This window comes from Xanthomonas arboricola pv. populi (genome assembly GCF_002939945.1).
GTDB lineage: Bacteria > Pseudomonadota > Gammaproteobacteria > Xanthomonadales > Xanthomonadaceae > Xanthomonas > Xanthomonas arboricola_A.
This window is the reverse complement of sequence record NZ_MDEB01000003.1, coordinates 255,639-280,043: the sequence shown is the minus strand read 5'-3', so window position 1 is coordinate 280,043 and position 24,405 is coordinate 255,639. Positions and strand designations below refer to the sequence as shown.

General features: G+C 66.4%; 22 protein-coding genes and 1 pseudogene. 9 read left to right on the top strand and 14 right to left on the bottom strand.

The window, feature by feature from the left end:
* Nucleotides 1-764: 764 nt before the first annotated feature.
* Together XaplCFBP3123_RS10565 and XaplCFBP3123_RS10560 are read right to left on the bottom strand one after the other, a co-directional pair.
* Nucleotides 765-1,706 carry a proline iminopeptidase-family hydrolase gene (locus XaplCFBP3123_RS10565; protein WP_104534002.1) on the bottom strand — a complete coding sequence of 314 codons (942 nt, stop codon included), beginning with the start codon at nucleotides 1,704-1,706 and terminating at the stop codon, nucleotides 765-767.
* A gap of 245 nt (nucleotides 1,707-1,951) precedes the next feature.
* Nucleotides 1,952-2,716 carry a LuxR family transcriptional regulator gene (locus tag XaplCFBP3123_RS10560; protein ID WP_104534001.1) on the bottom strand — a complete coding sequence of 255 codons (765 nt, stop codon included), beginning with the start codon at nucleotides 2,714-2,716 and terminating at the stop codon, nucleotides 1,952-1,954.
* Nucleotides 2,717-2,912: 196 nt separating this feature from the next.
* Here XaplCFBP3123_RS10560 and XaplCFBP3123_RS10555 point away from each other — a divergent pair, with 196 nt between their 5' ends.
* The 3 genes from XaplCFBP3123_RS10555 (at nucleotide 2,913) to XaplCFBP3123_RS10545 (ending at nucleotide 6,816) form a co-directional block, all read left to right on the top strand.
* Nucleotides 2,913-4,298 carry an APC family permease gene (locus XaplCFBP3123_RS10555; RefSeq protein WP_104534000.1) on the top strand — a complete coding sequence of 462 codons (1,386 nt, stop codon included), beginning with the start codon at nucleotides 2,913-2,915 and terminating at the stop codon, nucleotides 4,296-4,298.
* 485 nt (nucleotides 4,299-4,783) lie between these two features.
* Entirely contained in the window at nucleotides 4,784-6,181 is a 1,398-nt protein-coding gene (locus XaplCFBP3123_RS10550; protein WP_104533999.1) for a trypsin-like serine peptidase, read from the top strand.
* Between the two features lie 230 nt (nucleotides 6,182-6,411).
* On the top strand, nucleotides 6,412-6,816 hold the full coding sequence (locus XaplCFBP3123_RS10545; RefSeq protein ID WP_104533998.1) for a hypothetical protein: 405 nt from the start codon (nucleotides 6,412-6,414) through the stop codon (nucleotides 6,814-6,816).
* 218 nt (nucleotides 6,817-7,034) lie between these two features.
* On the opposite strand, the pseudogene XaplCFBP3123_RS10540 reads toward XaplCFBP3123_RS10545, so the two are convergent.
* The 3 genes and pseudogenes from XaplCFBP3123_RS10540 to soxR all read right to left on the bottom strand — a co-directional run.
* Nucleotides 7,035-8,263 (bottom strand): annotated as a pseudogene (locus XaplCFBP3123_RS10540) (tryptophan halogenase family protein); the annotation flags it as partial.
* Between the two features lie 20 nt (nucleotides 8,264-8,283).
* Nucleotides 8,284-10,275 (bottom strand): M1 family metallopeptidase, encoded by a 1,992-nt coding sequence (locus XaplCFBP3123_RS10535; RefSeq protein ID WP_104533997.1) that lies wholly within the window; start codon nucleotides 10,273-10,275, stop codon nucleotides 8,284-8,286.
* Between the two features lie 213 nt (nucleotides 10,276-10,488).
* Nucleotides 10,489-10,935: a redox-sensitive transcriptional activator SoxR gene (soxR, locus tag XaplCFBP3123_RS10530; RefSeq protein WP_104534241.1), complete on the bottom strand. Its 447-nt coding sequence runs from the start codon at nucleotides 10,933-10,935 to the stop codon at nucleotides 10,489-10,491.
* 99 nt (nucleotides 10,936-11,034) lie between these two features.
* Between soxR and XaplCFBP3123_RS10525 the strand changes: the two genes are divergently transcribed.
* On the top strand, nucleotides 11,035-12,405 hold the full coding sequence (locus XaplCFBP3123_RS10525; protein WP_104533996.1) for an MFS transporter: 1,371 nt from the start codon (nucleotides 11,035-11,037) through the stop codon (nucleotides 12,403-12,405).
* Between the two features lie 577 nt (nucleotides 12,406-12,982).
* Here the strand turns inward: XaplCFBP3123_RS10525 and XaplCFBP3123_RS10520 are convergent.
* The 9 genes from XaplCFBP3123_RS10520 to pdxH all read right to left on the bottom strand — a co-directional run bounded on the left by XaplCFBP3123_RS10520 (nucleotide 12,983) and on the right by pdxH (nucleotide 19,040).
* Nucleotides 12,983-14,149: a glutathionylspermidine synthase family protein gene (locus tag XaplCFBP3123_RS10520; protein ID WP_104533995.1), complete on the bottom strand. Its 1,167-nt coding sequence runs from the start codon at nucleotides 14,147-14,149 to the stop codon at nucleotides 12,983-12,985.
* 1 nt (nucleotide 14,150) lies between these two features.
* A complete protein-coding gene (locus XaplCFBP3123_RS10515) occupies nucleotides 14,151-14,726 on the bottom strand; it encodes a DUF1190 domain-containing protein (RefSeq protein ID WP_054591475.1) in 576 nt (191 codons plus the stop codon).
* 12 nt (nucleotides 14,727-14,738) lie between these two features.
* Nucleotides 14,739-15,143: a DUF350 domain-containing protein gene (locus tag XaplCFBP3123_RS10510; RefSeq protein WP_047126964.1), complete on the bottom strand. Its 405-nt coding sequence runs from the start codon at nucleotides 15,141-15,143 to the stop codon at nucleotides 14,739-14,741.
* A gap of 37 nt (nucleotides 15,144-15,180) precedes the next feature.
* Nucleotides 15,181-15,858, bottom strand: coding sequence for a YjfK family protein (locus tag XaplCFBP3123_RS10505; protein ID WP_172453201.1), 678 nt, complete (start codon nucleotides 15,856-15,858; stop codon nucleotides 15,181-15,183).
* Nucleotides 15,855-16,937 carry an ion channel gene (locus XaplCFBP3123_RS10500; RefSeq protein ID WP_104533993.1) on the bottom strand — a complete coding sequence of 361 codons (1,083 nt, stop codon included), beginning with the start codon at nucleotides 16,935-16,937 and terminating at the stop codon, nucleotides 15,855-15,857. Before XaplCFBP3123_RS10500 ends, XaplCFBP3123_RS10505 begins: the two co-directional genes overlap by 4 nt.
* Nucleotides 16,938-16,962: 25 nt before the next feature.
* Nucleotides 16,963-17,733, bottom strand: a complete 771-nt coding sequence (locus XaplCFBP3123_RS10495) for a PspA/IM30 family protein (RefSeq protein WP_104533992.1) — start codon at nucleotides 17,731-17,733, stop codon at nucleotides 16,963-16,965.
* A 12-nt stretch (nucleotides 17,734-17,745) separates the two neighbouring features.
* Nucleotides 17,746-18,162, bottom strand: coding sequence for a YjfI family protein (locus tag XaplCFBP3123_RS10490; RefSeq protein ID WP_104533991.1), 417 nt, complete (start codon nucleotides 18,160-18,162; stop codon nucleotides 17,746-17,748).
* Nucleotides 18,163-18,294: 132 nt separating this feature from the next.
* Nucleotides 18,295-18,444 carry a hypothetical protein gene (locus XaplCFBP3123_RS10485; protein WP_429001623.1) on the bottom strand — a complete coding sequence of 50 codons (150 nt, stop codon included), beginning with the start codon at nucleotides 18,442-18,444 and terminating at the stop codon, nucleotides 18,295-18,297.
* A complete protein-coding gene (pdxH, locus tag XaplCFBP3123_RS10480) occupies nucleotides 18,441-19,040 on the bottom strand; it encodes a pyridoxamine 5'-phosphate oxidase (protein WP_104533990.1) in 600 nt (199 codons plus the stop codon). The genes XaplCFBP3123_RS10485 and pdxH overlap by 4 nt, the downstream gene beginning before the upstream one ends.
* A 345-nt stretch (nucleotides 19,041-19,385) precedes the next feature.
* On the opposite strand from pdxH, the gene XaplCFBP3123_RS10475 reads away from it, so the two are divergent.
* The 5 genes from XaplCFBP3123_RS10475 to mdtD all read left to right on the top strand — a co-directional run bounded on the left by XaplCFBP3123_RS10475 (nucleotide 19,386) and on the right by mdtD (nucleotide 24,403).
* Nucleotides 19,386-19,928: a shikimate kinase gene (locus XaplCFBP3123_RS10475; RefSeq protein WP_047129095.1), complete on the top strand. Its 543-nt coding sequence runs from the start codon at nucleotides 19,386-19,388 to the stop codon at nucleotides 19,926-19,928.
* On the top strand, nucleotides 19,925-21,037 hold the full coding sequence (gene aroB, locus XaplCFBP3123_RS10470) for a 3-dehydroquinate synthase (protein WP_104533989.1): 1,113 nt from the start codon (nucleotides 19,925-19,927) through the stop codon (nucleotides 21,035-21,037). The genes XaplCFBP3123_RS10475 and aroB overlap by 4 nt, the downstream gene beginning before the upstream one ends.
* 404 nt (nucleotides 21,038-21,441) lie before the next feature.
* A complete protein-coding gene (locus XaplCFBP3123_RS10465; RefSeq protein ID WP_104533988.1) occupies nucleotides 21,442-21,693 on the top strand; it encodes a WGR domain-containing protein in 252 nt (83 codons plus the stop codon).
* Between the two features lie 14 nt (nucleotides 21,694-21,707).
* On the top strand, nucleotides 21,708-22,772 hold the full coding sequence (gene hemE / locus XaplCFBP3123_RS10460; RefSeq protein WP_104533987.1) for a uroporphyrinogen decarboxylase: 1,065 nt from the start codon (nucleotides 21,708-21,710) through the stop codon (nucleotides 22,770-22,772).
* A gap of 209 nt (nucleotides 22,773-22,981) precedes the next feature.
* A complete protein-coding gene (gene mdtD, locus XaplCFBP3123_RS10455; protein ID WP_104533986.1) occupies nucleotides 22,982-24,403 on the top strand; it encodes a multidrug transporter subunit MdtD in 1,422 nt (473 codons plus the stop codon).
* Nucleotides 24,404-24,405 lie beyond the last annotated feature (2 nt).

The following is a 24,405-nucleotide window of genomic DNA, read 5'->3' as shown; positions in this document are numbered from 1 at the left end:
GAGCGACGACAACAGCAAAGCGGTGCGTGGGGGCCGCATTCTTCGCGCGATTTAAAACATAAAACAATTATCCATCACTGAAACTTTGACGCGCCACGGTGTTCTCCTTGCAGGACATGCAAAAGAGACAGCAAGGGACACCCGGGACAGGACACGGTTGCGGCGCGCGCTATTTTTTTCCGTATGCAGATGTGTTTTTCATGCATGCAAACGCAGACCGATGCTGGTTTGCTCACGCGCGCTTTCGAGCGCAGTCGGTAGCGGCAAATGCGCTTTCAAGCATCCACATGCGCTACCGGACGCTACGCAGTGACAACTGCACACGGATGGGTGTTGCGGCGGTCATTGGTGGGTCGCGGCAACGCCATCGCAGGGGCGCGTGGTTTGTACGGCATCACATGCCACTGCGCTGAAGACGGGGCGTGATTGCGCCTGTCCGGTTCAATCGCGACAGTGGGCGAGCGCTGGCGCTACGCTGCCTGGTTCGACAATGCCGGGCCGCTTCGGCCCGACCAGGCGGCGCCTCCGATAGCGTGCGACCGCAGCGCGGCGATCCGGGTTGGATGCACCGATTCGGCCACTCGTCGAGGCGCACCTGCGTGGCGCGATACCACGACGCTTCACGACCGCTCTGCGGACATTGCTGGCACCGACGCAGGCGACACGCAGCGCAGGTCATGCATCCATCACGATGCGGCGCAGCAGCGCCTCACAGGCTGGGCACGCTCGGGGTCGTGCGGACTCACGCGCCCCGCCCCATCCGCTCACACCGCGCGGCTGGCCAGCGTGGACGTATGCGCCAGGTCCGCGCCCGGCCACGGCGTGTGGTCGTCGAGAAAGTTGCCGACCAGGCGCATGCACGCCTGGCGTTCTTCCACATGCGGCATATGGCTGGAATTGGCGAACACATGCCACCGCACGTCCGGAATCAGGCGCGCGTATGGCTCCACCGTTTCCGGTGTGGCTTCGTCGTACTTGCCCGATAGCACCAGCGTAGGTGCGCTGATGCGATGCAGACGCTCGACGATGCTCCAGTTGCGCAGGCTGCCCACCACATGGAATTCGGTCGGGCCATTCATGGCGTGATACACGGTCGGGTCGGCATCGATGGCGGCGAAGGTGCGCGCCACGTCGGCAGGCCACGGCAACACGCGGCAGACGTGCTGGGCGTAGAAGATCTGACTCGCGGCGCGATAGGCCGGGTCGTCCAGGGTGCCGACCGCTTCGTGCGCGTCCAGCACTGCCTGGATGTCCTCGGGCAGGTGCGCGCGCAGACGTAGCGCGGCAGCGCGCCACAAGCCCATCGATGCCGGCGAGTTGGCGATCACCAACGCACGCAGGCCGGCCGGCCGGCGCACCGCATGCTCGGCCGCCAGCATCCCGCCCCAGGACTGCCCCAGCAGCGCGTACTGCGACAGCCCCAACTGCGCGATCAGGGCCTGCAACTCATCCAGAAACAGCCCCACCGTCCAGAAACCGGGGTCTGCATCGGGAAGGTGGGTGGACTTGCCGTTGCCGAGCTGGTCGTAATGGATCACCGCGCGGCCACTGGCCGCCAGGTCCTTGAAGCTGTCCACATAGTCGTGGGTGCAGCCGGGGCCGCCGTGCAGCACGATCAGCGGGCAGGCGTCGCTGCGCAGGTCGCCGGTGATGCGGTACCAGGTCCGGTACCCACGAAATTCGACGTAACCCTCGGTGGACTGCATGACCTGCGCCTGCTAACGGCAAGAATGAGCGCCGAGCCTAGCGAGCGAACCGCCGCGCGTTAACTGGCAAAACTCACAGGTTCGTGGCGCTTTCGAAGGTCGGAGCCCGCTGCGCGATAGCCGAGCGCGTAGTTGGTCGCCAGGACGGGCACCAACCCGTGCAGCGATTGCGCCTACCGATCGCAAATTTTCCCCGCTGGCAACTCGTCTATCGCGGCCTGCCGTCGCAGCTGAACACGCCGCGCTTACGGCTCCAGCAATCGATAATGCATGCCGCGTACCACGGCCTCGACGCGATTGCGCGCGCCCAGCTTGCGTGCTGCCGAGTTCAGATGCAGGTTCACCGTGGCGGTGGAACGGTTGAGCGCAGCGGCAATGTTCTTGGCCGTCAGCCCCTTGGCCGAGTACTGCAGGCATTCGCGCTCGCGGCGGGTCAACGCGATGTGCTGGCAGCGGCGCTCCTGCGGATCGAGCAGCTCCTGCGCGCGTGCCTGGAAGGTATGCGCCAGCAGCAGGAAGGGCGACAGCTGCGCTTCGGCCAGCCGTGGCGCCTCGGCCGCGACCGCGTCGACCGCGGCGCTGAATGTCGCGAATGCGCCGCCCGGCAGGTGCAAGGGCACGGTGACACCGGTTCCCATGCCGCTATCGCATAGATAGCGCGTGACCTGCCGATGCTGGTTGCCGACGTATTCCACGCCCTCCATCTCGCCGTCGCTGCGGTAGGACCACACGAATGGCGTAGTACGTCGCGTCGCGCGCTGCTGCACCGGGTCGTGCTGGTAATAGCCGTGCTCGCACCAGACGTGCTGCATATCGCCTGGCGCATTGCGCTGCAAGAACACCGACGGAGTGATCAATGCGCCTTCCAGACTCAGCGGGACCGGCGCGTAGTCGTAGACCAGCGACTGGAAGCCCAGCCCGCAGACATCGGCAAACGCCCGGTCCAGGCAGGCATTGAGCGTGGGCAGCGCCTGCAGATCGCGGCCCAGGCTGGCCAGAGTGTCGAACATGTGGGGTCCCTTCGGTGTCGACGTATGCCGCTGGATGACATCCGGCATGGAAAACCTAGCACTTTTACCAATGGATGGGCTTGGCGGCCACATTATCGTCACAATGCAAGTCAGACGGCTGCACTGCAGCATCGACGTTCGGACGCTCCCACGGCGCCTGCGTCGCGACCTGGCATTCCTTTCAGCGGACACCTGCATGACCGACACCCCCCGCCGCGACGACGCGGCCGCGCTGGAACGCTTTGGCTATGCCCAGGAACTCAAGCGGCGGCTCACGCTCAAGGACCTGCTGATCTACGGGCTGGTGTTCATGGTGCCGACCGCGCCGTTCTCCATTTTCGGCGGCGTGTTCGACATCAGTGCCGGGATGGTGCCGCTGACCTACCTGATCGGCTTCGTGGCGATGCTGTTCACCGCGTTGAGCTACCAGCAGATGTCGCAGGCGTTTCCGGTCGCCGGCTCGGTGTATGCGTATGTGGGGCGTGGCCTGAGCAGCGGCATGGGCTTTCTGGCCGGCTGGGCGATCCTGCTCGATTATCTGCTGGTGCCGACCCTGCTCTACGTGGTCGGCGCCAATGCCATGCACAACGTGCTGCCGGCGGTGCCGCAGCCGGCGTGGATCGCCTTCTTCGTGGTGCTCAACACGCTGGTCAACCTGCGCGGCATCGAAACCACCGCGCGTGCCAATCGCTTCTTCCTCTACGCGCAGCTGGTGGTGCTGGCAGTGTTCGTGGTGCTGGCCACCGTGGCGATCCAGCGTGGCGTCAATGGCGCGCACTGGAACCTGCGTCCGTTCTACAACCCGCAGGCATTTTCGCCGCAGCTGATCTTCAGTGCCTTGTCGGTGGCGGTGGTGTCGTTCCTGGGCTTCGATGCGATCTCCACGCTGTCCGAAGAAGCCCGTGGCGGCAACCGCGTGGTTGGGCGGGCAACCCTGCTGGCGCTGCTGCTGGTGGCCGGCCTGTTCGTGCTGCAGACCTGGCTGGCCGCGCTGCTGCAACCCACCCTGCAACGCTATCCCAACGCGCAGGCCTCCAACGATGCCTTCTTCGAGATCGGGCGCTTGATCGCCGGGCCTTGGTTGCAGATCGTCATCGCGCTCACGGTGGCGATCAGTGCGGCGATCGCCAATTCGCTGGTGGCGCAGGCGGCCACCTCGCGCCTGTTGTTCGCCATGGCGCGCGACCGCCAGCTGCCGGCCTTTCTGCGCTACATTCACCCGCGCACCGGCGTGCCGCAGCGCGCCATCGTGCTGGTGGCAGGCTTGAGCATGGTGCTGGGCGAAGTCTTCGTCGGACAGATCGCGCTGCTGTCCTCGTTGTGCAATGTCGGCGCGCTGACCGCCTTCATCCTGTTGCACGTGGCGGTGCTGTGGCATTTTCGCGGGCGCGGCCGCAGCATGCTGTTGCATGTCGCGACGCCGTTGATCGGCATCCTCATCCTGGCGTATGTGCTGATCAATGCCGACCGGCATGCGCAACTCGGCGGCACGGCCTGGATGGTGGTCGGGCTTGCAGTGCTGGGGTTTTTGAACGCCAGCGGTCGCTCGACCGACTTCCGCGCCAGCGACGCGCTGGAATAGCCTGTCGCAAGCCAATGTGCAGCGCTTACAGCTGGTGGCTGGCGCGCGTCGACATGCCCGCTTGCAGGTACGTAGCGCACGCCGTCTGCAAGCCTGCAAGCCTGCAAGCCTGCAAGGATTCTCGCTGCAGGCCTTCACGCACGCAGCGGGCCTGACTGCATCGCCTGACAGGTTGATCAAGGCGTCGCTGCAGTTGCACTGCGCGATCGCGTTACCGCAGGTGGAGCGGCGCGGGTGTTGCAGACGATTCCTATGATGCCGCGCTGCGGCGCCGTGCAGATGCGCAAGGCGACTGCCAAGGCATGCACATGTAGACCGCTGCACGTAAGACACGATTATCTTTTTATCGGCCGCAGATCTCTGAACGAGATTTTCAGCACACATTCAGCTTCAAACATTCGCTAGGCTCATTCGGCGCCAACGATGGCGCCCGCAGGGTGCGGCCCCCGCCGCAGCCTGTCGTTCCCTGACGAGAAGGACTATCCATGAATCGCAAGAATGCGTTGTACCTGGCGCTGTTTTCCGCCGTTTCCGGCTCTGCACTGGCAACGCCACCGACCGAAATGGACGCAGCGCCGGTGAGTACCGCCCCGCAGGCGATCAAACTCGGCGCGGCGACATTGCAGTCGGCAAGTCTGCGTGGCGGCATCCTGCCCACGCGTGTGGCGCAACTCACTGCGCCCACCAGCACCGAGATCACTCGCGTGCGTGAGCGTCGCATCGCACAGGTCAAACATGGGCAGCCCCTGCAGATCGGCTTTTCGCGCGCGGTTGCCAAGCCCTTGGTGAATCTGGCCACGCTCGATTGGCAGATGGCCAAGGATGGCTCGCGCGTGGCGACCTTGAAGGTCGGCTCCGCGCAGGCGGCCTCGCTGCGTGCGTCGCTGATCCTGCGTGGCGCTGGCGCCACGCCGGGCGATCCGTCCAAGGTGACGCTGCGCTTTGCCGGCGACGACGGCCGGGTGTTCGAACAATCCGGTGCCAGCTTCGCCGCCAGCGGCGAGGCGATCGGCTGGTCGCCGACCGTCAGCGGTGAGAATCTGTTGGTGGAACTGTCGCTGCCGGCCGGCCAGTATCCGGAGAACTTCAGCCTGAGCATCCCGCAGCTGTCGCATCTGGATATCAGCCCCACCGCCAGCACGCGCGACATGATGACCATTGCCATCGGCGAGAGCGATTCCTGCCAGAACGATGTCGTCTGCCGCGCCAATCCCACCGCCGGCTTCACCAATGCCGCAAAGGCGGTGGCGCGCATGGTGTTCACCACCAGCGAGGGCTCGTTCCTGTGCACCGGCACGCTGCTCAACAACACCAACTCGCCCAAGCGCAACCTGTTCTGGACCGCGGCGCATTGCATCAGCACGCAGACCGTCGCCAACTCGCTGCAGACCTACTGGTTCTACGATGCGGCCAGCTGCAACGGCAACACCGTCAGCTCGCAGGCCACCACATTGACCGGCGGTGCGTTCCTGCGCCACGCCAATACCACGCGCGACACCGCGTTGCTGGAGCTGAAGACCGCACCGCCGAGCGGCGCGTTCTACGCGGCGTGGAACAGTGCGGCGATCGGCGCGACCGGCACATCGATCGTCGGCATCCACCACCCGGCCGGCGACGTCAAGAAGTACTCGCTGGGCACCGTCAATGGGCTGAGCACCAGCATCGACGGCAAGAGCCCGCTATACCGTGTGGTCTGGAGCGATGGCGTCACCGAGGGTGGCTCGTCCGGCTCGGGCTTGTTCACCATCGCCAGCGGTGGCGCCTATCAGCTGCGCGGCGGCCTGTACGGCGGCTACTCGTTCTGCACCGCGCAGACCGATCCTGACTACTACTCGCGCTTCTCGGACGTGTATTCCACCATTTCCACCTATTTCGGCCAGTAAGCGGTCGGTGCACGTGGCAGGCGGGTATCGCCTGCCACGTTCGACTGCGCTTGGCCTGCGCGAAGTGTGGTCGATTGTTTGATGTGCTTTGTGGATCGATCGATGTGCATCGATGTTCGGCGCGCCGATCCGTGGACGTTATCCAACAGGTACGTCGATCAGCATGCAGCACTTCGTCTGCATCGCCCGGATGATGCAGACTGGGCAGATCGTCCTTCACCTGGATCGGCATGCCCGTTCAACGCAATCCTCACCTCATCGCCGCAACTGCACTCCTGGCCTTGTCGCTACAGGTCACCGCCAGCGCGGCCGGCAAGCCAGCTCCTCGCGACGACGTCAAGGCCTACGCGCTCCAGCTGTGCCTGGACAACAACTATGAGCGCAGCGGCAAATACACCTCCGACCAACTGCGCGATCGCTCGTATCTGCTGACGACCTATGCGCTCGACAATACCAAGGCTGGTGCCACCGACCGCCTGCATCGCTTCGTGGCCGAGCAGACGGCAGACTTCCATCGTGCCGACGTGCCGATGAAGGACGAAGCGCGCCGGGGCCCGTTCAACAGGATCTTCGCGCAATGCATGGCGTTTTATCGTTCGCCTGCGTTGAACGAGTTCATCGCACAGGAGCTCTGACGGCAAACGATGAAAGCTCACCGTTCGAAGGCGACGGATGGATCGGCGTGACCGATTCAGATCAAGTCATCGGACAGGTCGCTCTACACATGGGGTGCGCCGCAATTGCGGCCTCCTGACATCCGGATGCGGGCATGCCCTGGCGCCTTGCGTTACGCAGTCGCAAATCGATCTGGCCGCGCACTGCGGTCAGTAAGGGCGACCTTTTGCCGGCCGCTCTAAGTCATCACCGGACTGCGCAGGCCCCACACGCTCGCCCCTGCCTTGCAATACGCGTCGATAAACGCCTGCTGCGAGGGCATCTGGTCCACCGCGTGCCGGATCGGCTGGGCAATGCCGTCGAGCAGGCGATGCAGATCGCGATCGGACACTGCGCGCGCCAGCGGGTGATGCTGCGCGGGCACGACGCCCTGCCCCATCAAGACGTGGGTCCAGGCGTCGACGCGGAACAGTTCATCGGCCGCTTGCCAGGCATGTGCGCGTTCGCGCCAGGCGCGCAGGCGCAACGCGAGCGATGCGGGCAGCTCCATCGCGCGGCACTGGCGCCACAGCGGTTCGTCGCGCTGGGTGGCGTGGTAATGCAGCATGATGAAGTCGCGCACGTGCTCCATCTCGGCGCGGCTGATGTCGTTGAACAGGCCCACCTGCGAGGGCGCGATGCCATCTGCAGGGAACAAGGTGATCAGACGCACCACCGCGGCAATGGTGAGATGGATGCTGGTGGATTCCAGTGGTTCGATGAAGCCGCTGGCCAGGCCCAGCGACACCCCATTCCTGTTCCAGGCCTTGCGACGGCGGCCGGTGCGGAACTGCACCAGCCAGGGATCCTTCAGCGCAGGCGCGGCCACATCGCGCAGCAGCTTGGCATGCCCCTCGTCGTCGGACAGGTGCTTGCTGGAAAATACCAGACCGTTTCCCACACGATGCTGCAATGGAATATGCCAACGCCATCCGGCCTCGTGCGCGATGGCGCGGGTGTACGGCACCGCGGGCCGAGCGCTTCGGTCTGCACCGCAACGGCGCGGTCGCAGGGCAACCAATGGCTCCAGTCTTCGTAACCGGTGTGCAGCGCCTGTTCGATCGGCAGGCCGCGAAAGCCGCTGCAATCGACGAACAGATCGCCCTCGATCACCTGCCCGTCTTCCAGCAGCAGGCTGGCGACATCGCCACTGTCCGGTTGCAGCATTACCTGCCGGATCCTGCCTTCGATGCGCCTGACACCGCAGGCCTCGCTGCGCGTGCGCAGGAACCTGGCATACAGCGCCGCATCCAGGTGATAGGCGTAATTGACTGCGGGCTCGCGCAATAGTGCGAAACGGTCCACGCGCGAGGCCACGGTTTCCATGCAGTAATTGCCAAATGTGCCCGGCATGCCGCGGCGCTGGCTTTCCAGCCATAGATGATGGAAGGCGCACACCAGCGTGCTTTGCCTGGTGCTGCCGAAGGGGATGCTCGCATCGGCAACTGCTAGCCGATCGTATTGACCTGATTGTCGCCACGCTGGGCATCGGGCAATACATGGTCCGGATCCAGCGTCACATGCAGCACTTTCTGCGTGGTCGGCAGCGTCAGCCTGGGCGCGGTGTTCTGCAGCCAGGTTTCCACCGGCACGCGGCGGTCCAGATGACTGCCGTCGGCCAGGTCCACCCGCACGGTCACCGGCATCACCAGTTTCTGGCTGCTGCGCAGCGTGAGTTGCAGGCCCTTGGCAGGATCGTGATCGACGTAATGGGCCTCGCTGATGCCCATATCCAGCTGCCAGTTGTTGAGATACCAACCGCGCCACCACCAGGCCAGATTCTCGCCACTCTCGCTTTCCATCAGCCGGAAGAAGTCCGACGGCGTGGGGTGTTTATAGGCCCAGGTCGCGATGTATTTGCGGAAGGCCGGATCGAAGCGTTTCGGCCCCAGGATCTGCTCGCGCAACAGCACCAATCCCAGCGCACCCTTGAAATAGGTCAACGAATGACGGTAGGTCTCGCTGGTGGAATCGGCGTTGTCCATCAACGTCGGCGCGCCGGTATCGGCCAGCAGCGGCAGGATTTCGTCGACCGGGTTGCCGCCCTTGGGCGCATATTCCGAGTCGCGCTTGGGCGCGTACTCGCCCTTGTTGAACGCATCGGACGCATAGACGTCGATGAAGGTATTGAAGCCTTCGTCCATGAACGCGTGGCGGCGCTCGTTGGAGCCGACGATCATCGGGAACCAGGTGTGGCCGATCTCGTGCGCGGTGATCCAGAACAATTCCTTGCCGCTGTCTTCGAAACCATCGAAGACGATGCCGGGATACTCCATGCCGGCACCGTACCCGCCCAGGTTGATCGCGGCCGGCCAGGGATACGGGTACCACTGCGAGAAATGTTCGATCGCGCCCTTGACGTATTCGGTGGAGCGGTTCCACTTGTCAGCGCCAACGCCTTCCAGCGGATACACCGACATCGCCAGCGACTGCTTGCCGCCCGGCAACTTGATGCGCGCCGCATCCCACACAAACGCAGGCGATGCGGCAAACGCCACATCGCGGGTGTTGTCCATATGGAAGCGCCAGGTGCGCGTGGCGCTCCCCGCTGGCTTGGCAGCGCGCGCGCTCACTTCCTCAGGCGTACGGATCAGCACCGTGCGATCGCTGCCGCGTGCCTGTTGCAGGCGTTGCTGCTCCCTGCGGCTGAGCACCTCGGCCGGATTGGTCAGCGTGCCGGAACCGGCCACCAGAAAGCCCTCCGGCACGGTCACCGCATAGTCGAAGTCGCCGTATTCCAGATAGAACTCCGAGCCCAGGTACGGCTGCGTGTCCCAGCCGCGCAGATCGTCGTAGACGGCCATGCGCGGATACCACTGCGCGATCTCGTAGATCTCGCCCCGCTTACTGGCGCTGACCGCGGTGCGCCCGCCCCAGGTGCCCGGAATCGTGTAGCGGTAGCGGACATGCACGGTCAGTGCCTTGCCCTGCCCCGCCAACGGCTGCGGCAGGTCCACCCGCATGCGGGTGTCGTCGACGACGAAGTGCGCAGGCTGGCGACGCCCGCCATCGTCGATCTCGACGCTGGCGATCTGCATGCCGTCGGTGAACCGGGTGCGGCGCGACGGCCGGCTGGCGGCAGCGCGGGCATCGGCGCGGTAGATGTTCTGGTCCAGCTGCAGCCACAGCACGTCCAGCGTGTCCGGGCTGCGGTTGGTGTAGTGGATCGCCGCCTCGCCCGTGAGCGTGTGCGTCGCCGGGTCGATGCTGGCGTTGAGGGTGTAGTCGGCACGGTTCTGCCAGAACAACGGGCCGGGGACGCCGCTGCCGCTGCGGTAGGCGTTGGGTGCATCGGGCAGTTGCAGCGGCGCGAACAGGGCCAGCGGGTCGAAAGCGCTCGGCGGCGCGGCGGCGCTGGTTGCGGGCGCGGCATGCGCGTACGCGGTGATGCACGCCAGCGACAGCGCGACGGCGAGCGATCGGCGCAAAGTGGGGAACATGCGTGAAGTCCTGCGGTGGAGGGGGATCCCCATCCTACGGTCGCCTTTGCCCCTCACGGCACTGCCATTGGTCCCGGTTGCGGCATTGAACCCTTGAGGGTGACAGGCTGTCCGGGGCGTAGAAACGGCGCAGCCGCCGTGGTCCGTGCGCGATCTGCAAAGGCCGATCATGCCAGCGCTGCCCCGGCGGCGGCGCAGCCCGCGCGCGCCACCTCACTCGGCAGCAAGTGGCGACAGTCGCAACGCGCCATCCCCACCTTCGGCCAGCGTATCGCCCGGATTGCTCAACCGGCAGCGGCGCAGCGACAGACAGCCGCAGCCGATGCAGTCGGTGAGCTGGTCGCGCAAGGCCTGCAGCTCGGCAATGCGCGCATCCAGCTGCCCACGCCAACGCGCCGACATGCGTGCCCATTCCGCACGTGTGGGCGTACGCTGGTCCGGCAGCACCGAGAACGCATCCAGCACCTGCTGCAACGGCACCCCGAGCCGTTGCGCGACGCGGATCACGGCGATGCGCCGCAGCACGTCGCGCGCATAGCGACGCTGGTTTCCTGCCGTGCGCAGGCTTTGGATCAGGCCCTTGCGCTCGTAAAAATGCAATGCCGACACCGCCACGCCACTACGCCTGGCCACCTCGCCCACGGACAACTCACGCTGCATTGCCTTGACCTCAACCTTGGTTGAGGCAGGATGCTGCGCCGCCACGACCGGTGCAAGCACCGTCGTCATGGCCCTACACACTGCCGTCCTGGATGTTTGATGCCCACCGATACCGCCCTGCCCGCCAGCTCACCTGGCGACACCCGACCCAGCTCCATCCTGGCCGCTCCGTACCGTGCCGCAACGCTGGGCATGGTGGCGCTGGTGTCGCTCAATGCCTTCGAATCGCTGGCGGTGGCCGCCGCCATGCCGACCGTCGCGCGCGCATTGAACGGCCTGCCACTGTACGCGCTGGCATTTGGCGGCACCCTAGCGACCAGCGTGGTCGGCATGACGGCTGCCGGGCGCTGGAGCGATCGTCGCGGCCCGGGCGGCGCGCTGGCTTACGGCCTGCTGTGTTTCGTGATCGGCCTGCTGGTGGCAGGACTGGCACCGAGCATGCCCGTGCTGATTGCCGGGCGCCTGCTGCAGGGCCTGGGCGCCGGCGCGTATTCGGTGGCGCTGTACGTGATCGTCGGGCGCCTGTATCCGGACGCCTTGCGGCCGCGCGTGTTTGCCGCGTTTTCGGCCGGCTGGGTGGTGCCCTCGTTGATCGGGCCAGGCATCAGCGGGTTGATCGTGCAGCACGTGGGCTGGCGCTGGGTGTTCCTGTCGGTGCCGCTGCTGGCGATTCCGGCCGGGTTGATGCTGTGGCCGGCGATCCGTGGGCGCACGTGGTCGAGCGACACCACCGGCGCATCGCATTCCGCGTTGCGCTGGGCGATAGGCGCGGCCTTGGGCGTGCTCGGCGTGTATCTGGGCGGACAGCTGCATGGCCTGAGCGCGTTGCTGGCGATGGCGCCGGCACTGGTGCTCAGCGTGTGCTGCGCCTGGCAGCTGTTGCCGACCGGCACGCTGCGGCTTGCGCGTGGGCTGCCCAGCGTGATCGCGCTGCGCGGTATCGCGGCGGCGGCCTTCTTCGGGTTCGAAGCGTTCCTGCCGTTGCTGCTGTCGCGCGAGCGCGGCCTCTCGCCGCTGCTGGCCGGCGTGGCGCTGAGCGTCGGTGCGCTGGGCTGGTTCAGTGGCTCCTGGTACCAGGGCCATAGCCGCGCCGGCTGGTCGCGCCCACGCCTGCTCAAGACCGGTGCGTGCTTCATGTCGCTGGGCATCGTGATCAGCGCAGGTGCGGTGTGGCCGGTCATCCCGGTGCCGGTGGCGATTGCCGGCTGGGCGCTGACCGGCCTGGGCATGGGCCTGCTGTATCCGAGCCTGTCGGTGTTGACGTTGTCGCTGTCGCCGCCAGCGCAACAAGGCGCCAACAGTTCGGCGCTGCAATTGAGCGAGGCGATCGCGGTGGCCGGCATGCTGGCGCTGGCCGGCGCATTGTTTGCCGCCCTGCTGGCCTGGGCGACTGCGGCCGCCTACCTGAGCGTGTTTGCCTTGGCGTGGCTGCTGGCTGTGGCAGGCTTTTTCGTGGCGCGGCGGGTGTGAAGGGCGCGCGGTGTGCGGCGTGCGCAAGGTGTCGAAGCAAGGGAGCACCGGTCGCGAGCGCTGGCACATCGCGGTCGGTCGATGCGTATCGCTCGCCTCGCATGCACCGCGCGTGCGCCCTGCATGGCTTGCAGGATCCGTATGCTCACCACTGCGCGTTGGCACGGCGCACTGCAGGTCAGGACATCGCAGTGATCAAGGCGCAACCGACTTTGCCGATCCTGTCGAGATCGCTGCGATCGAGACTGAAAAAACGCAACCGCGGGCGACTGGTCATTTTTTCGCCACCCATCTTGACAGCGTTGCAGGCCGGGGCCTGCACCCACTTGTCCACAGCCTTGTGCAAGTTCCATCCACAGGGGGTGTGGAAAACCCGCGCTGCCCGGCAGGCCGCGCAGGACTTGCGCGCCACTGCAGCGCGTGTCAGGCGATGCGGAGCGGCAGCTGCGTCACGCAGCGCGAACCGTGGCGTCCGACGCGGCTAAGCACAAGACGATCCCCACGCGTCACCAGACGCCAGGCAATAACGACACACGGCATCGCCACGTCGCAGCGGCGATGCGCAATCACTGCTGCATCAGTCCACGATCACGTGCGGCACGAAGCGCGAGGTGTCGCGGGTGATCGGGCCATCGTCGTCGCGCATGCCCAGCCCGGCCGGACGATCGGCGACCACCCAACTGCCGACCAGGGCGTGCCGCCCATCGAACACCGGCAACGGATGATGCGCCTGCAGGATCGCCGGCCCGTCCACATACGGGCCGTCGGTGTGCACAGCGTCGCCCTGTGCGGTGATCAGGGAGATATTGGCGCCCTCGCGCGACAGCAGCGGCTTGCGCACCCAGCCTGCCGTCGGCGCTTCGCCGGTTTGCGCAAAGCGCGCCGGCAGCAGATTGGGATGGCCCTGATGCCGCTCCCACAACAGCGGCAGGATGCCCTTGTTGCTCAGCACCGATTTCCACGCCGGCTCGATCAGGCGCACACGGTTGGCAATCAATGCCGGCCCGAAGCGTTCTTCCATCATGAATTCCAGCGGGTAGAGCTTGAACAGCGTATGGATCACCCGGTCCTGCTCATCGGTGAACCAACCATCGGCGCTCAGGCCGATGTCTTCGATGGCCACTTCCTCGGTGCTGATGCCCACCTGATGCGCGCAGTCGCGCAGGTAGCGCACCGTGGCGCGGTCTTCCAGCGAATCGCGCACTGCGGAGAAATGCATCTGCGCACCGAGCGCACCATCGGCGGCCAACGCGCCCAGGGTCTCGCACAGCAGGTCCTGGATCAGGTTGTACTGATCGGTGCCCTTGGGCAACGCACCGGCGGCAATCTGCTGCTCTAGCCATAGCCACTGGAAATACGCCGATTCGTACAGCGAGGTCGGCGTGTCGTAATTGAGTTCGTAGAGCTTGGCCGGGCCGTTGCCGGCATAGGCCAGGTCCATGCGGCCGTACAGATGCGGGTCGCGGTCCTTCCACGAGGTGGCGATCCAGTCCCAGTAGAACGGCGGGATCGCCAGCTGCGTCATCAGCTGTTCCGAGCCCACCACCTCGTCCACCAACTGCATCGCCATGTCGTGCAGTTCCTGCGTGGGCGCTTCGATGTCGTCCTCGATCTGCTGCAGCGTAAACGCGTAATACGCGCTTTCGTCCCAGTACCGCTCGCCGTCGATGGTGTGGAAATGGAAGCCGAGCGATTCGGCCTGTTCGCGCCAGTCCGGGCGCTCGGCGATTGCGATCCGTTGCATGTCAGCCGCCGTATCCGGAGCTGCGCCCGCCGCTGCCGAACGAGCTGCGCGCCGCCGCACTGGAGCCGAAACCCGAGCGCGACACGGTGATTGCCCGCGATGGCATGTCGATGGCGCCGCTGCGCCCGCGGACGGTGCCGATGCGGTTGCTGGCCAGATCGCCATTGGGCTTGTAGTACCCGCCGCTGCGGTAATCACGGTACAGCGGAATCGAGCCGCCATAGCGGTAGCCGCCACCACCGGTCATGTTGCCCAACGCGTAGCCCAGCAGGAACCCGCCCATCGGCGGGATCCAGCTCTGCTGGCCCTGGGCCGTCTGCACCGCCGTGCAACTGCCGAACTGCTCGTCGCACTCGTAGCGCGTGTTGAAGCGCGGCGCGGCCTGCTGATGCTTGGTCACCGCCTCGTCGTATGCCTTGAGGCATTGCTGGATGTCGGTCTGTTCCTGCTTGATCTGGTAGCAGTCGGAGGCCGACTGCAGCACCACGCCGGTTTCCGGTTCGGAACCGCAGCCGGTGACGAGGGCGGCCGGCAATGCGGCCATCAGGGTGAGCTTGAGGTTGCGTGATCGCTTCATGCCTGCGCTCCGTTACGGCGTGATCGCCGCGGCATTGATCAGCCCGACCGCGATCGACACGCCGGCCGAAAAGATGCCGGCGGCGGTGACGTTGTCGGTGATCTGCCGCGAGATGCGGCCGGCCACCAGGTTGGCCAGCAGATACGCCACGATCTGGATGCCGCAGGCGACCGCGCCCCAGATCAGCGCATCGACCAGGCTCACCGAATGGGTGATGGCCGAATGCAGCGGCAATGCCACACCGATCAGGTTGCCGGCCAGGGCGGTGGCCGCCGCCACGTTGCCCTGCCGCAGCAGGGTGAAATCCTTGTGCGGGGTGACCAGGGTCACCAGCACCACCGCCACGATCAACACGCCCAGGCCGGTGCCGAAGTAGGAAAGAAACGCGAGAAAACTCTGCAGGTTGATCGGGTTCATGACAGGACCAGGGTAAGTGGAAGACGAGCGCGCACGCTCAGGTGATATCCAGATCGGCAACGGTGACATCGATGCCGACTGCATAGGTGACGCAGAATTCATTGGGGCCGGAATCCTCGCCGGTGACCAGCAGGAATTCCTCGCGCTGCAGCTCCGGCACATCGCGGCTGTAGAGCATGGCGTAGTGGGTCAGATCGCCATCGCGGCGCGGCGGCTGATAGCGGTACAGCACTTCGTCGTAGGCGATCGGCGGGATCCGCGCGGCATCGTCGGTGGACTGCGTGGCGCGTTGCCAGCGCTTGCCGGCGTAGTCGATCTGCGCCGCACCCAGATGCGGATGCTGCATCACGAACTCCTGAAACGCCTGCTTGCTGGGCGGATTGACCGTCTCGCAATACACGAAGGCCTTCATCGCCTCCAGGTCGCCGCCGACCGTGGTGACCTGCAGGAACGCGTCATCGTCCAGGTAGAAACGATGCAGGGAATAGCCATCGCCCAGATTGACGTGGCCGTAGCACGGAATGCCCTGGTGCCCGCCCGGCAGCTCGGCGGTCATGGCCTCCGGTGCCATGCGATACAACGTGGTGTCGATCTCCACCTGGCCACCCACACGCAGCCCCAGCGGCAGCGCGTGACCGATGGCGCCCGTGCCGGAGCTGGGCAACGGCGGCGGTTGCGGTTGACCGAACAACTTGCTGAAAAAACGCATCGTCATGCACCTTGTGGCGATGGGGAACGGGACACGGCGGCGGCGCGCAGGGCCTGCCATGCGATGGCATGCACGGGCACGCGCTGCTCGGCCAGGGAATACAGCATGGCACCGGCCGGCACGGCGGTGTGTGCTGGCGGGTTCAAGCGCGGTGCGCCATCGGGCGCGCGCAGGCCCAGCAGCAGGGTGCCACGCTGGCTGAAGTCGGCGGCCAGCACGCGGTAATCCAGCGGATCGACATCCGCAGGAACCGCCAGGCTGGACTGGGTCGGACCATCGTCCACCGACAGCAGCTCGGCGGTGATCGCCGCGCTGCCCGGATCCTGCGCAGCGCGCGCCAGGATCTCGGCGGTCATCGGCGGTGTGCATTCGATCGCCGGATAGTGGCAATTGACCAGCCGCGCGGCGCTGCCCGAGTCGAAGTGGGCCACGACGTGCGCACGCGGCGCGTGCGCCATCAGCGCGAACACCGCCGCCAGGGTCTGGTCGTCCGAGGGCGGGTTGACGATCACCCGCGCCGCACCCGCGATGCCGGCACGCAGGTACACCTCGCTATGCGTGTACGACTCGGCGGCGATGAAGCGCATGTGGTCGGGCATCGGGTTCTCGGCCACGCCCTCGGCGATCAGCACCACGCCTTCGTCGTCGGTGGCGGTGTCGGACAGCAGCAGCTCCAGCAAGTGCGTGGAGGCGGCGCCCTGCCAGCCGATCAGGATGGTGTGCCCGCGCAGATCGGCGTAAGCCATCTTGCCCATGTGGTGGCGCCTCCAGAAAGTGATGAGCACGCCGCTGGTCTTGGCCAGCACCGTGGCGAACAGCGCCACCGCACCCGGCATCAACACGAACGCGGCGATATAACGCCCGGCCACCGAGCCCGGCGACAGGTCGCCATAGCCGATGGTGGTGGCCGTGGTCATGTAGTAATACGGAAACGCGTCCAGGCCGACGAGCTTGTACTCGCCGGCCAGCAGCAGCAATACCCAGCTCAGCCCCATGTGCGCCAGCAATGCCAGCGCCACCATGCCCCAGCTGACGCGGCGCACGTGGCGCCGCAGTACCCGGATCAAGCGTCCGACGATGATCATGGCGCGTCCTGTGCCGTGGGGTGGATCAGCTGTCGCTGCGCGGAACCTGCTGCACGTCGCGCACCTGGCCGATCAGCGGCGCGCTGCCGCTGGCGCTGTCGTGGCCGAGCTGGGCCGGCTTCTTGAAGCGCGCCAGCACCGCGGCGGCGTTGGACTCGCCTTCCATCAGGCCGGCCGCGGCCAGACGCCGGTTCAGATCGCCATCACCGCTGGACGCTTCCAGCTCTTCGGCCGATTCGATGCGTGCGGAGGTTTCGGCCTGACGCGCCTTGATCCGCTCCAGCGATTCCAGTGCCGAGCCCATCTTGCTGCTGGCGCCGGAATGGCGCGCGGCAATCGCTGCCTGCGCCTTCTGTACCGCGTCGGTGGCTTTGACCGTGTCGATCTGCTGGCGCATGCCGCGCAGCTGGTTCTCGGTCTTCTGGATGGTGGCCTTGAGCGTCACCACCGACTGGTCCAGCGACGTCTTGGACGCCTTGTCGCCGGCATCCTCGCTTTCCAGCGCGGCCAGTTTGGTCGCCACATCATGGGCCAGCGATTCGTCGCCCTTGGCCAGCGCACCTTCGATATAGCGCGTGTACTCGGCCATCTTGCCGGCGCGCGCGTCGATCTTCTGCTGGGCGAGCTTGCTCTGCGCCATCAACTTGGTCAGCTCTTCGCGCGAGCGCGTGAGCTGGGCGCCGGCATCGCGCATTTCCTGGTCCAGGATGCGCAGCGCATTGGCGTCGACCGCCTTCTGGCCGGTTTCGTGTGCAGTGCCACGCAGCAGCGTGATCAGCTTTGAAAAGATACTCATGACAACACGCCTTTAGGAAAAGAACGGCTTGAGAGATTCGGCGGCATCCAGCGTATTGGCCGCCAGGGTCTGGATTTCCTCGTCGATCTGGTCCAGCGTGGACGACGCCGACAGTTCGCCGAAGACCACATAGCTATCCTTGCCGTCGACCTGCACCAGGCCCAGGTTGGACAAGGGGTTGAGCGGGTTCAGCCGCAGGCAGGCGTCGTTGAACGCCGCGCGGTCGCTGACCTGGTCGGCGTTGGCCAGCAGCGTGGAAACGAACACCTGCGAGCCGGAGGCGGCGACCTGGATCTGCATGTCGCCATGCTCGGCCAGGGTGAGGTTGATGGCCGGTTCCAGCCCGTCGATCAGCTCGACCTCGATCGGCTGGTCGCGGTAGCGCTCGGCCAGCAGGCCGTGCAATTCGACAGTGGTGTACTGCGTCATACGATGTCCTGTCCTTTGGTCATGCAGCGGTGGTGATGCAGATGCAGCGGCGGTCTTGCAGCAGCAGCCGTGCAATGGGCGGACATACTACAGACTGTCCGCGACCGGCAGAAAGGGCCGCAAGTCAGCCGGTCAGGCCAGCTGCAGGCGGTAGTAGACCACCCGTTCAGTTGGCTCGAAGCCGCACGCCGCACGCGCCGCCTGGGCGCCGCCGTCTTCCAGCAGCGCATCGGAGGCCAGCTCCGTGCAACCCTGGCCTCGCCACCCGGCCTGCACGCTCACGGATACAGCATCCGCTTGCTCCAGTGGCTGGCCGCATCGGCCTCGTAACGCCAGCGCTCGTGCAGGCGGAACCTGGCGCCATACCAGAACTCGAACGCCTGCGGCACCACCCGGAACCCGCCCCAGCCATCCGGGCGCGGCACCGCGCGGCCCTCGAAGGTGGCCTCGACCTTGGCGATGGCCGCGTCGAACTCCTCGCGCGAGCCCAGCGTCTGCGACTGCAGCGAGGCCCAGGCGCCGATCTGGCTCATGCGCGGGCGCGAGGCGAAGTAGGCATCGGATTCCTCCGCGCCGACCAGTTGCACGCCGCCTTCGATGCGCACCTGGATGCCGGCCTCGCGCAGGCTGCGCCACAGGAACAGCAGCGCGGCCTGCGGATGGGTCTGCAGGTCGCGGCCCTTGGCGCTGTCCAGATGGGTGTAGAACACGAACCCGCGCGCATCGAAGGCCTTGAGCAAGACGGTACGTGCGCTCGGCCGGCCGTCCACGTTGGCAGTGGCCACGGTCATTGCGCTGGCTTCGAGCTCGGCGCCGGCGTGCGCTTCGGCGTACAGCGCGGTAAAGGTGGCAAGGGCTTCTGCGTACAGATCGGTCATGACGGTGCGAGGGCAGCAAGATTGGCGCCTATTGTGGGCGCATCGCGCCTGCTTCGCCTATGCGCGGCGGTCGACAGGCCCGCGCTCACTGCCAGGACCTGCGGCTGGCGCCTGAAAAGCACGTCGCGCGTGTGCTCTTCGGCGTCTTCGCATCACTGCCGCTGGCTGCCAAGCACTCGCCACAGGTTGCGTGCAGCCAATCGATCTTCAGCAGTCGCTGCGGCCGTTGTCCGCGCAGCGCGGGCGTCGATGCTGCTGCGCGCAGCCGACGGTCGCCGCGCCGGAATGGTTTCAGTCCATGCCGACCGGCCCGATGCGCGGGCCCGAATGCTACGATCCCTGCGCATGAACCCCGCTCCCAATCTCGTGATGGTCGGCCCGATGGGCGCCGGAAAAAGCTGCATCGGCCGCCGCCTGGCCGAGCGCTTCGGGCTGGAGTTCGTCGATGTGGACCAGGCCATCGTCGAGCAGGTCGGCAGCAGCATTCCGGCCATTTTCGAGCAGCACGGCGAAGCGCGGTTCCGGCAACACGAGGTCCAGACCCTGCAGACGCTGCTGGAGCAGGACAACAAGCTGATTTCCACCGGTGGTGGCGCGGTACTGGACCCGCTCAACCGCCAGCGCATCCGCGCGCGTGGGTTCGTGGTGTACCTGCACGTCAGCGTGCCGGCCCAGCTCACCCGGCTGGCGCGCGACCGCAACCGGCCGCTGTTGCAACGCGCCGACCGCGAGCAGGTGCTGCATGCGATGGCCGCGCAGCGCACCCCGCTGTACCAGGAGGTCGCCGACCTCAGCCTGGAAACCGATCACTTCTCCCCCGCCGAGGCCACCGCGCAGCTGGTGCTGCGCCTGGCCGCGCAATGGCGCATGTCGAGTACCCCCGCATGACACTTCCCCGTTCCTCGCGCAGCGTCGATGTCGACGGCGCGCAGCCGTACACCATCACCATTGCGCCGGGCCTGCTGGCCGACGGCGCACGTCTGGCCGGCCATGTGCGCGGTCGCCACGTGCTGCTGCTCAGCGACTCGCAGGTGGCCCCGCATTACGCCGCCGGGGTGCGCAAGGCGCTGTTGCAGGCGCGTCCGGACCTGCAGCTGGGCGAGCTGGTGATCGCCGCCGGCGAAGCCTCCAAGACGCTGGACAATTTCGGCGCCGCGATCGCGGCGTTGGCCGAGCTGAGCGCCACCCGCGACGCCTGCGTGTTCGCGCTCGGCGGCGGCGTGGTCGGCGATCTGGCCGGGTTCGCGGCGGCGTGCTGGATGCGCGGGGTGGATTGCGTGCAACTGCCCACCAGCCTGCTGGCGATGGTGGACTCCTCGGTCGGCGGCAAGACCGCGGTGGACATCCCGCAGGGCAAGAACCTGGTCGGCGCGTTCCATCCGCCACGCGCCGTGATCGCCGATACCGATACCTTGCATACCCTGCCCGCGCGCGAGCTGCGCGCCGGGCTGGCCGAGGTGATCAAGTACGGCGCCATCCGCGACCCGCTGTTCTTCCAGTGGCTGCATGCCGAACGTCGGGCGCTGCTGGAGGGCGATGCCGACGCCCTCGCACAGGCGATCGCACGCAGCTGCGAGCACAAGGCCGACATCGTGGCGCGCGATCCGCTGGAAAAGGGCGAGCGTGCCCTGCTCAACCTGGGCCATACCTTCGGCCATGCGATCGAGACCGAACAAGGCTACGGCGCGCCCGGCAACGACAACCTCAACCATGGCGAAGCGGTCGCGGTGGGCATGGTGCTGGCGGCCCGGCTGTCGGCCGCGCTGGGCATGAGCGCTGCACAGGACACCGAGGCGCTGCGCGCCCTGCTGCGCGACTTCGACCTGCCCACCGACATTCCGCCCGGCCTGTCGCCGCAGGCCTTGCTGGGGCGCATGCGGCTGGACAAGAAGAACATCGCCGGCCGCCTGCGGCTGGTGCTATGGCGCGGCATCGGCAAGGCCGAGGTGGTACCTGACGTCGACGAGGCGGCGGTGCTGGAGATCCTGGCGGGCTGAGGCCTGCCGGCCAGGCAGGCACGGAACGCTGGACGGCCGCGCATTTGTAGAAGCGCCCCCGGGCGCGATGGGGCCTTCTCGGTAAATCCCCATCGCGCCCAGGTGCGCTCCTACGCAATGCCTGTCTGCCGCCTCGCCTGCGCAGGCGAGGCGGCACGTCGCTCGCGCAGAGCGCGCTGGCACGCGCGGCCATTGCCGACGCGCCCTACTGCGTCCGCAGCGCCTATCCGCCACCGCGTCGACAGCCTGTCACCAACTCGGCAGATAGCCCCCGCTCAACGCGCCTGCCTGCGGGCATCCACGGCACCGGTTGCCAGCACTGCCCGCTGGACCTTCGCACCCGGAGCAACCCGGCGCGCCCACCGCCTCCCAGCCTTCAGCACCGCCCGGCTACAATCGGCGTCATGCGCATCCACTTGCAACACGATCCTGGCGGCAACGCGCCGCTCCGCTACGTCCAGCTGACCCTGCAACCGGATCTGTTCGGCGGCTGGGAGCTGCTGCGCGAGAGCGGCGAGATCGGTGGACGCTCGCAGTTGCGACGCGACCAATACCTGCTGCAGGACGAAGCGGACCGGGCCTTCGACAAGGCGCGCGACACCCACCTCAAACGCGGCTTCCAACTCATCACCGGCGGCGCCGACGCGCCGCTTTGAGGACATCTCTTCCCATGCTCAAGAACGATCGCCTGCTGCGCGCCCTCAACCGCCAGCCCGTGGACCGCACCCCCGTTTGGCTGATGCGCCAGGCCGGCCGATACCTGCCGGAATACCGCGCCACCCGCGCGCGCGCCGGCAGTTTCCTGGGCATGGCCAAGAACCCCGAGATCGCCTGCGAGGTCACCTTGCAGCCGCTGCAACGCTTTCCGCTGGACGCGGCGATCCTGTTCTCCGACATCCTGACCATTCCCGATGCGATGGGCCTGGAGCTGTATTTCGTCGAAGGCGAAGGCCCCAAGTTCCGCCACCCGGTGCGCGATGCCGCCGCGATCCATCGGCTGGGCGTGCCGGACATGGAAACCGAGCTGCGTTACGTGATGGATGCGGTGCGCCTGATCCGCAGTGAGCTGGACGGCGCGGTGCCGCTGATCGGCTTCTCCGGCAGCCCGTGGACACTGGCCTGCTACATGATCGAAGGCGGCGGCAGCAAGGAATACGCGCGCATCAAGGCCATGGCGTTCAACGCGCCGGACGTGCTGCATCACCTGCTCGGCACCGTCACCGATGCCGTGATCGCCTACCTGTCGGCACAGCGCGCGGCCGGCGCGCAGGCGCTGCAGGTGTTCGACACCTGGGGCGGCGTGCTGTCGCCGGCGATGTACCGCGAATTCTCGCTGCCCTACCTCAGCCGCATCGCGCGCGAGCTGGAGCGCGGCGACGGTGCCGAGCGCACCCCATTGGTGTTGTTCGGCAAGGGCAACGGTGCCTACGTCAGCGAGCTGGCGGCCAGCGGCGCCGAAGCGGTAGGTGTGGACTGGACCATCTCGCTGGCCGACGCTGCCCAGCGCGCCGGCGGCCGCGTCGCACTCCAGGGCAACCTGGACCCGGCCACCCTGTACGGCTCGCCCGAGGCGATCCGCGCCGAAGTCGGCAAGACCCTGGACAGCTACGCACAAGGCAACGGCGGCTCGCGCGAAGGTCACATCTTCAATCTCGGCCACGGCATGTCGCCGGACATGAATCCCGAACATGTTGGGGTGTTGGTGGAAGCGGTGCAGACACTGAGCAAGCGCTAATGCACCACGCGACCAAGCGTGCGTTACACGCGGTTGGTCGCTGCTAGATCCAGCGTGACGTGCGGTGTGAGGCGATGATCCATCCCAGCGTGGTGTGATGGACTGATTGCAGGACACGCGTTGAATGCCTGGGCCGCGGATGCGCATGTTTTTCTGAGTTCCTGCACATCGGCACGGGGATAATGCCCAGTTCCTCGACAGTGGTCACCATGTCTCAGCCCGTTCCCGCCTTGCGCGCCTACGACACCATCAAGCCGCTGCTGTGGCTGGTGTCGCTTGCGATCTTCATGCAGATGCTGGATGCCACCATCGTCAATACGGCGTTGCCGTCGATGGCGCGCAGCCTGCACGAGAGCCCGCTGCAGATGCAGTCGGTGGTCTTCAGTTATGCGCTGGCGGTGGCGATGTTCATTCCCGCATCGGGCTGGATTGCGGACCGCTTCGGTACCCGGCGCACCTTCCTGGCGGCGATCATCGTGTTCACGCTGGGCTCGCTGCTGTGCGCGGCCGCGCAGCAGCTGCCGCAACTGGTGGCCGCGCGCGTGGTGCAAGGCATCGGTGGGGCGATGCTGCTGCCGGTGGGCCGGCTGGCGGTGCTCAAGACCGTGGCGCGCGCCGACTTCCTGCGCGCGATGAGCTTCATCGCAATTCCCGCATTGATCGGCCCACTCATCGGCCCCACGCTGGGCGGCTACCTGGTGGAAGTCGCCTCGTGGCATTGGGTGTTCCTGATCAACCTGCCGATCGGCGTGATCGGTTTCATCGCTGCGCTGAAGATCATGCCCGACCACTACGGCGATGCGCGCCAGCGCTTCGATCTGATCGGCTATCTGATGCTGGCGTTCGGCATGGTGGCGCTGTCGCTGGCGTTGGACGGCATCTCCGAACTCGGCCTGCGCCACGCGTTTGTCATGCTGCTGGCCATCGGCGGGCTCGCCGCGTTGGCCGGTTATTGGTTGCATGCGGCCAGCACCCCGGCGGCGTTGTTTCCGCTGGCCTTGTTCAAGGTGGCCAGCTATCGCATCGGCATCCTGGGCAACCTGTTCGCGCGGGTGGGCAGCGGCTCGATGCCGTTCCTGATTCCGCTGCTGCTGCAGGTTGGCCTGGGCATGAGCCCGATGAATGCCGGGCTGATGATGGTGCCGGTGGCGTTGGCCGGCATGGCCGCCAAGCGGGCCGCCGTGAAGCTGGTCGGCCGCTTCGGCTACCGCCGCGTCTTGATGCTCAATACCGTGCTGGTGGGCCTGGCGATGGCCAGTTTCGCCTTGATCGATGTCGGCCAGCCGCTGGGGCTGCGGCTGCTGCAGCTGGCCTGCTTTGGCGCGGTGAACTCGTTGCAGTTCACCGTCATGAATACCGTGACCCTGCGCGACCTGGATCGCGAGCAGGCCAGCCCCGGCAATAGTTTGTTGTCGATGGTGATGATGTTGGCCACCGGCTTCGGCGCGGCGGCAGCGGGCAGTCTGCTGGCCGCCTTCAACACGCATCTGGGCGACAGCCACGGCGCCACCGCCGCGCTGCATGCGACCTTCCTGTGCGTCGGTGGCATCACCTTGTCCTCGACACTGATCTTCTGGCAGTTGGCCGAGACGCGGCCGCATCCCAAACAGGTGGAAGAAGTCGCCGAATAGCA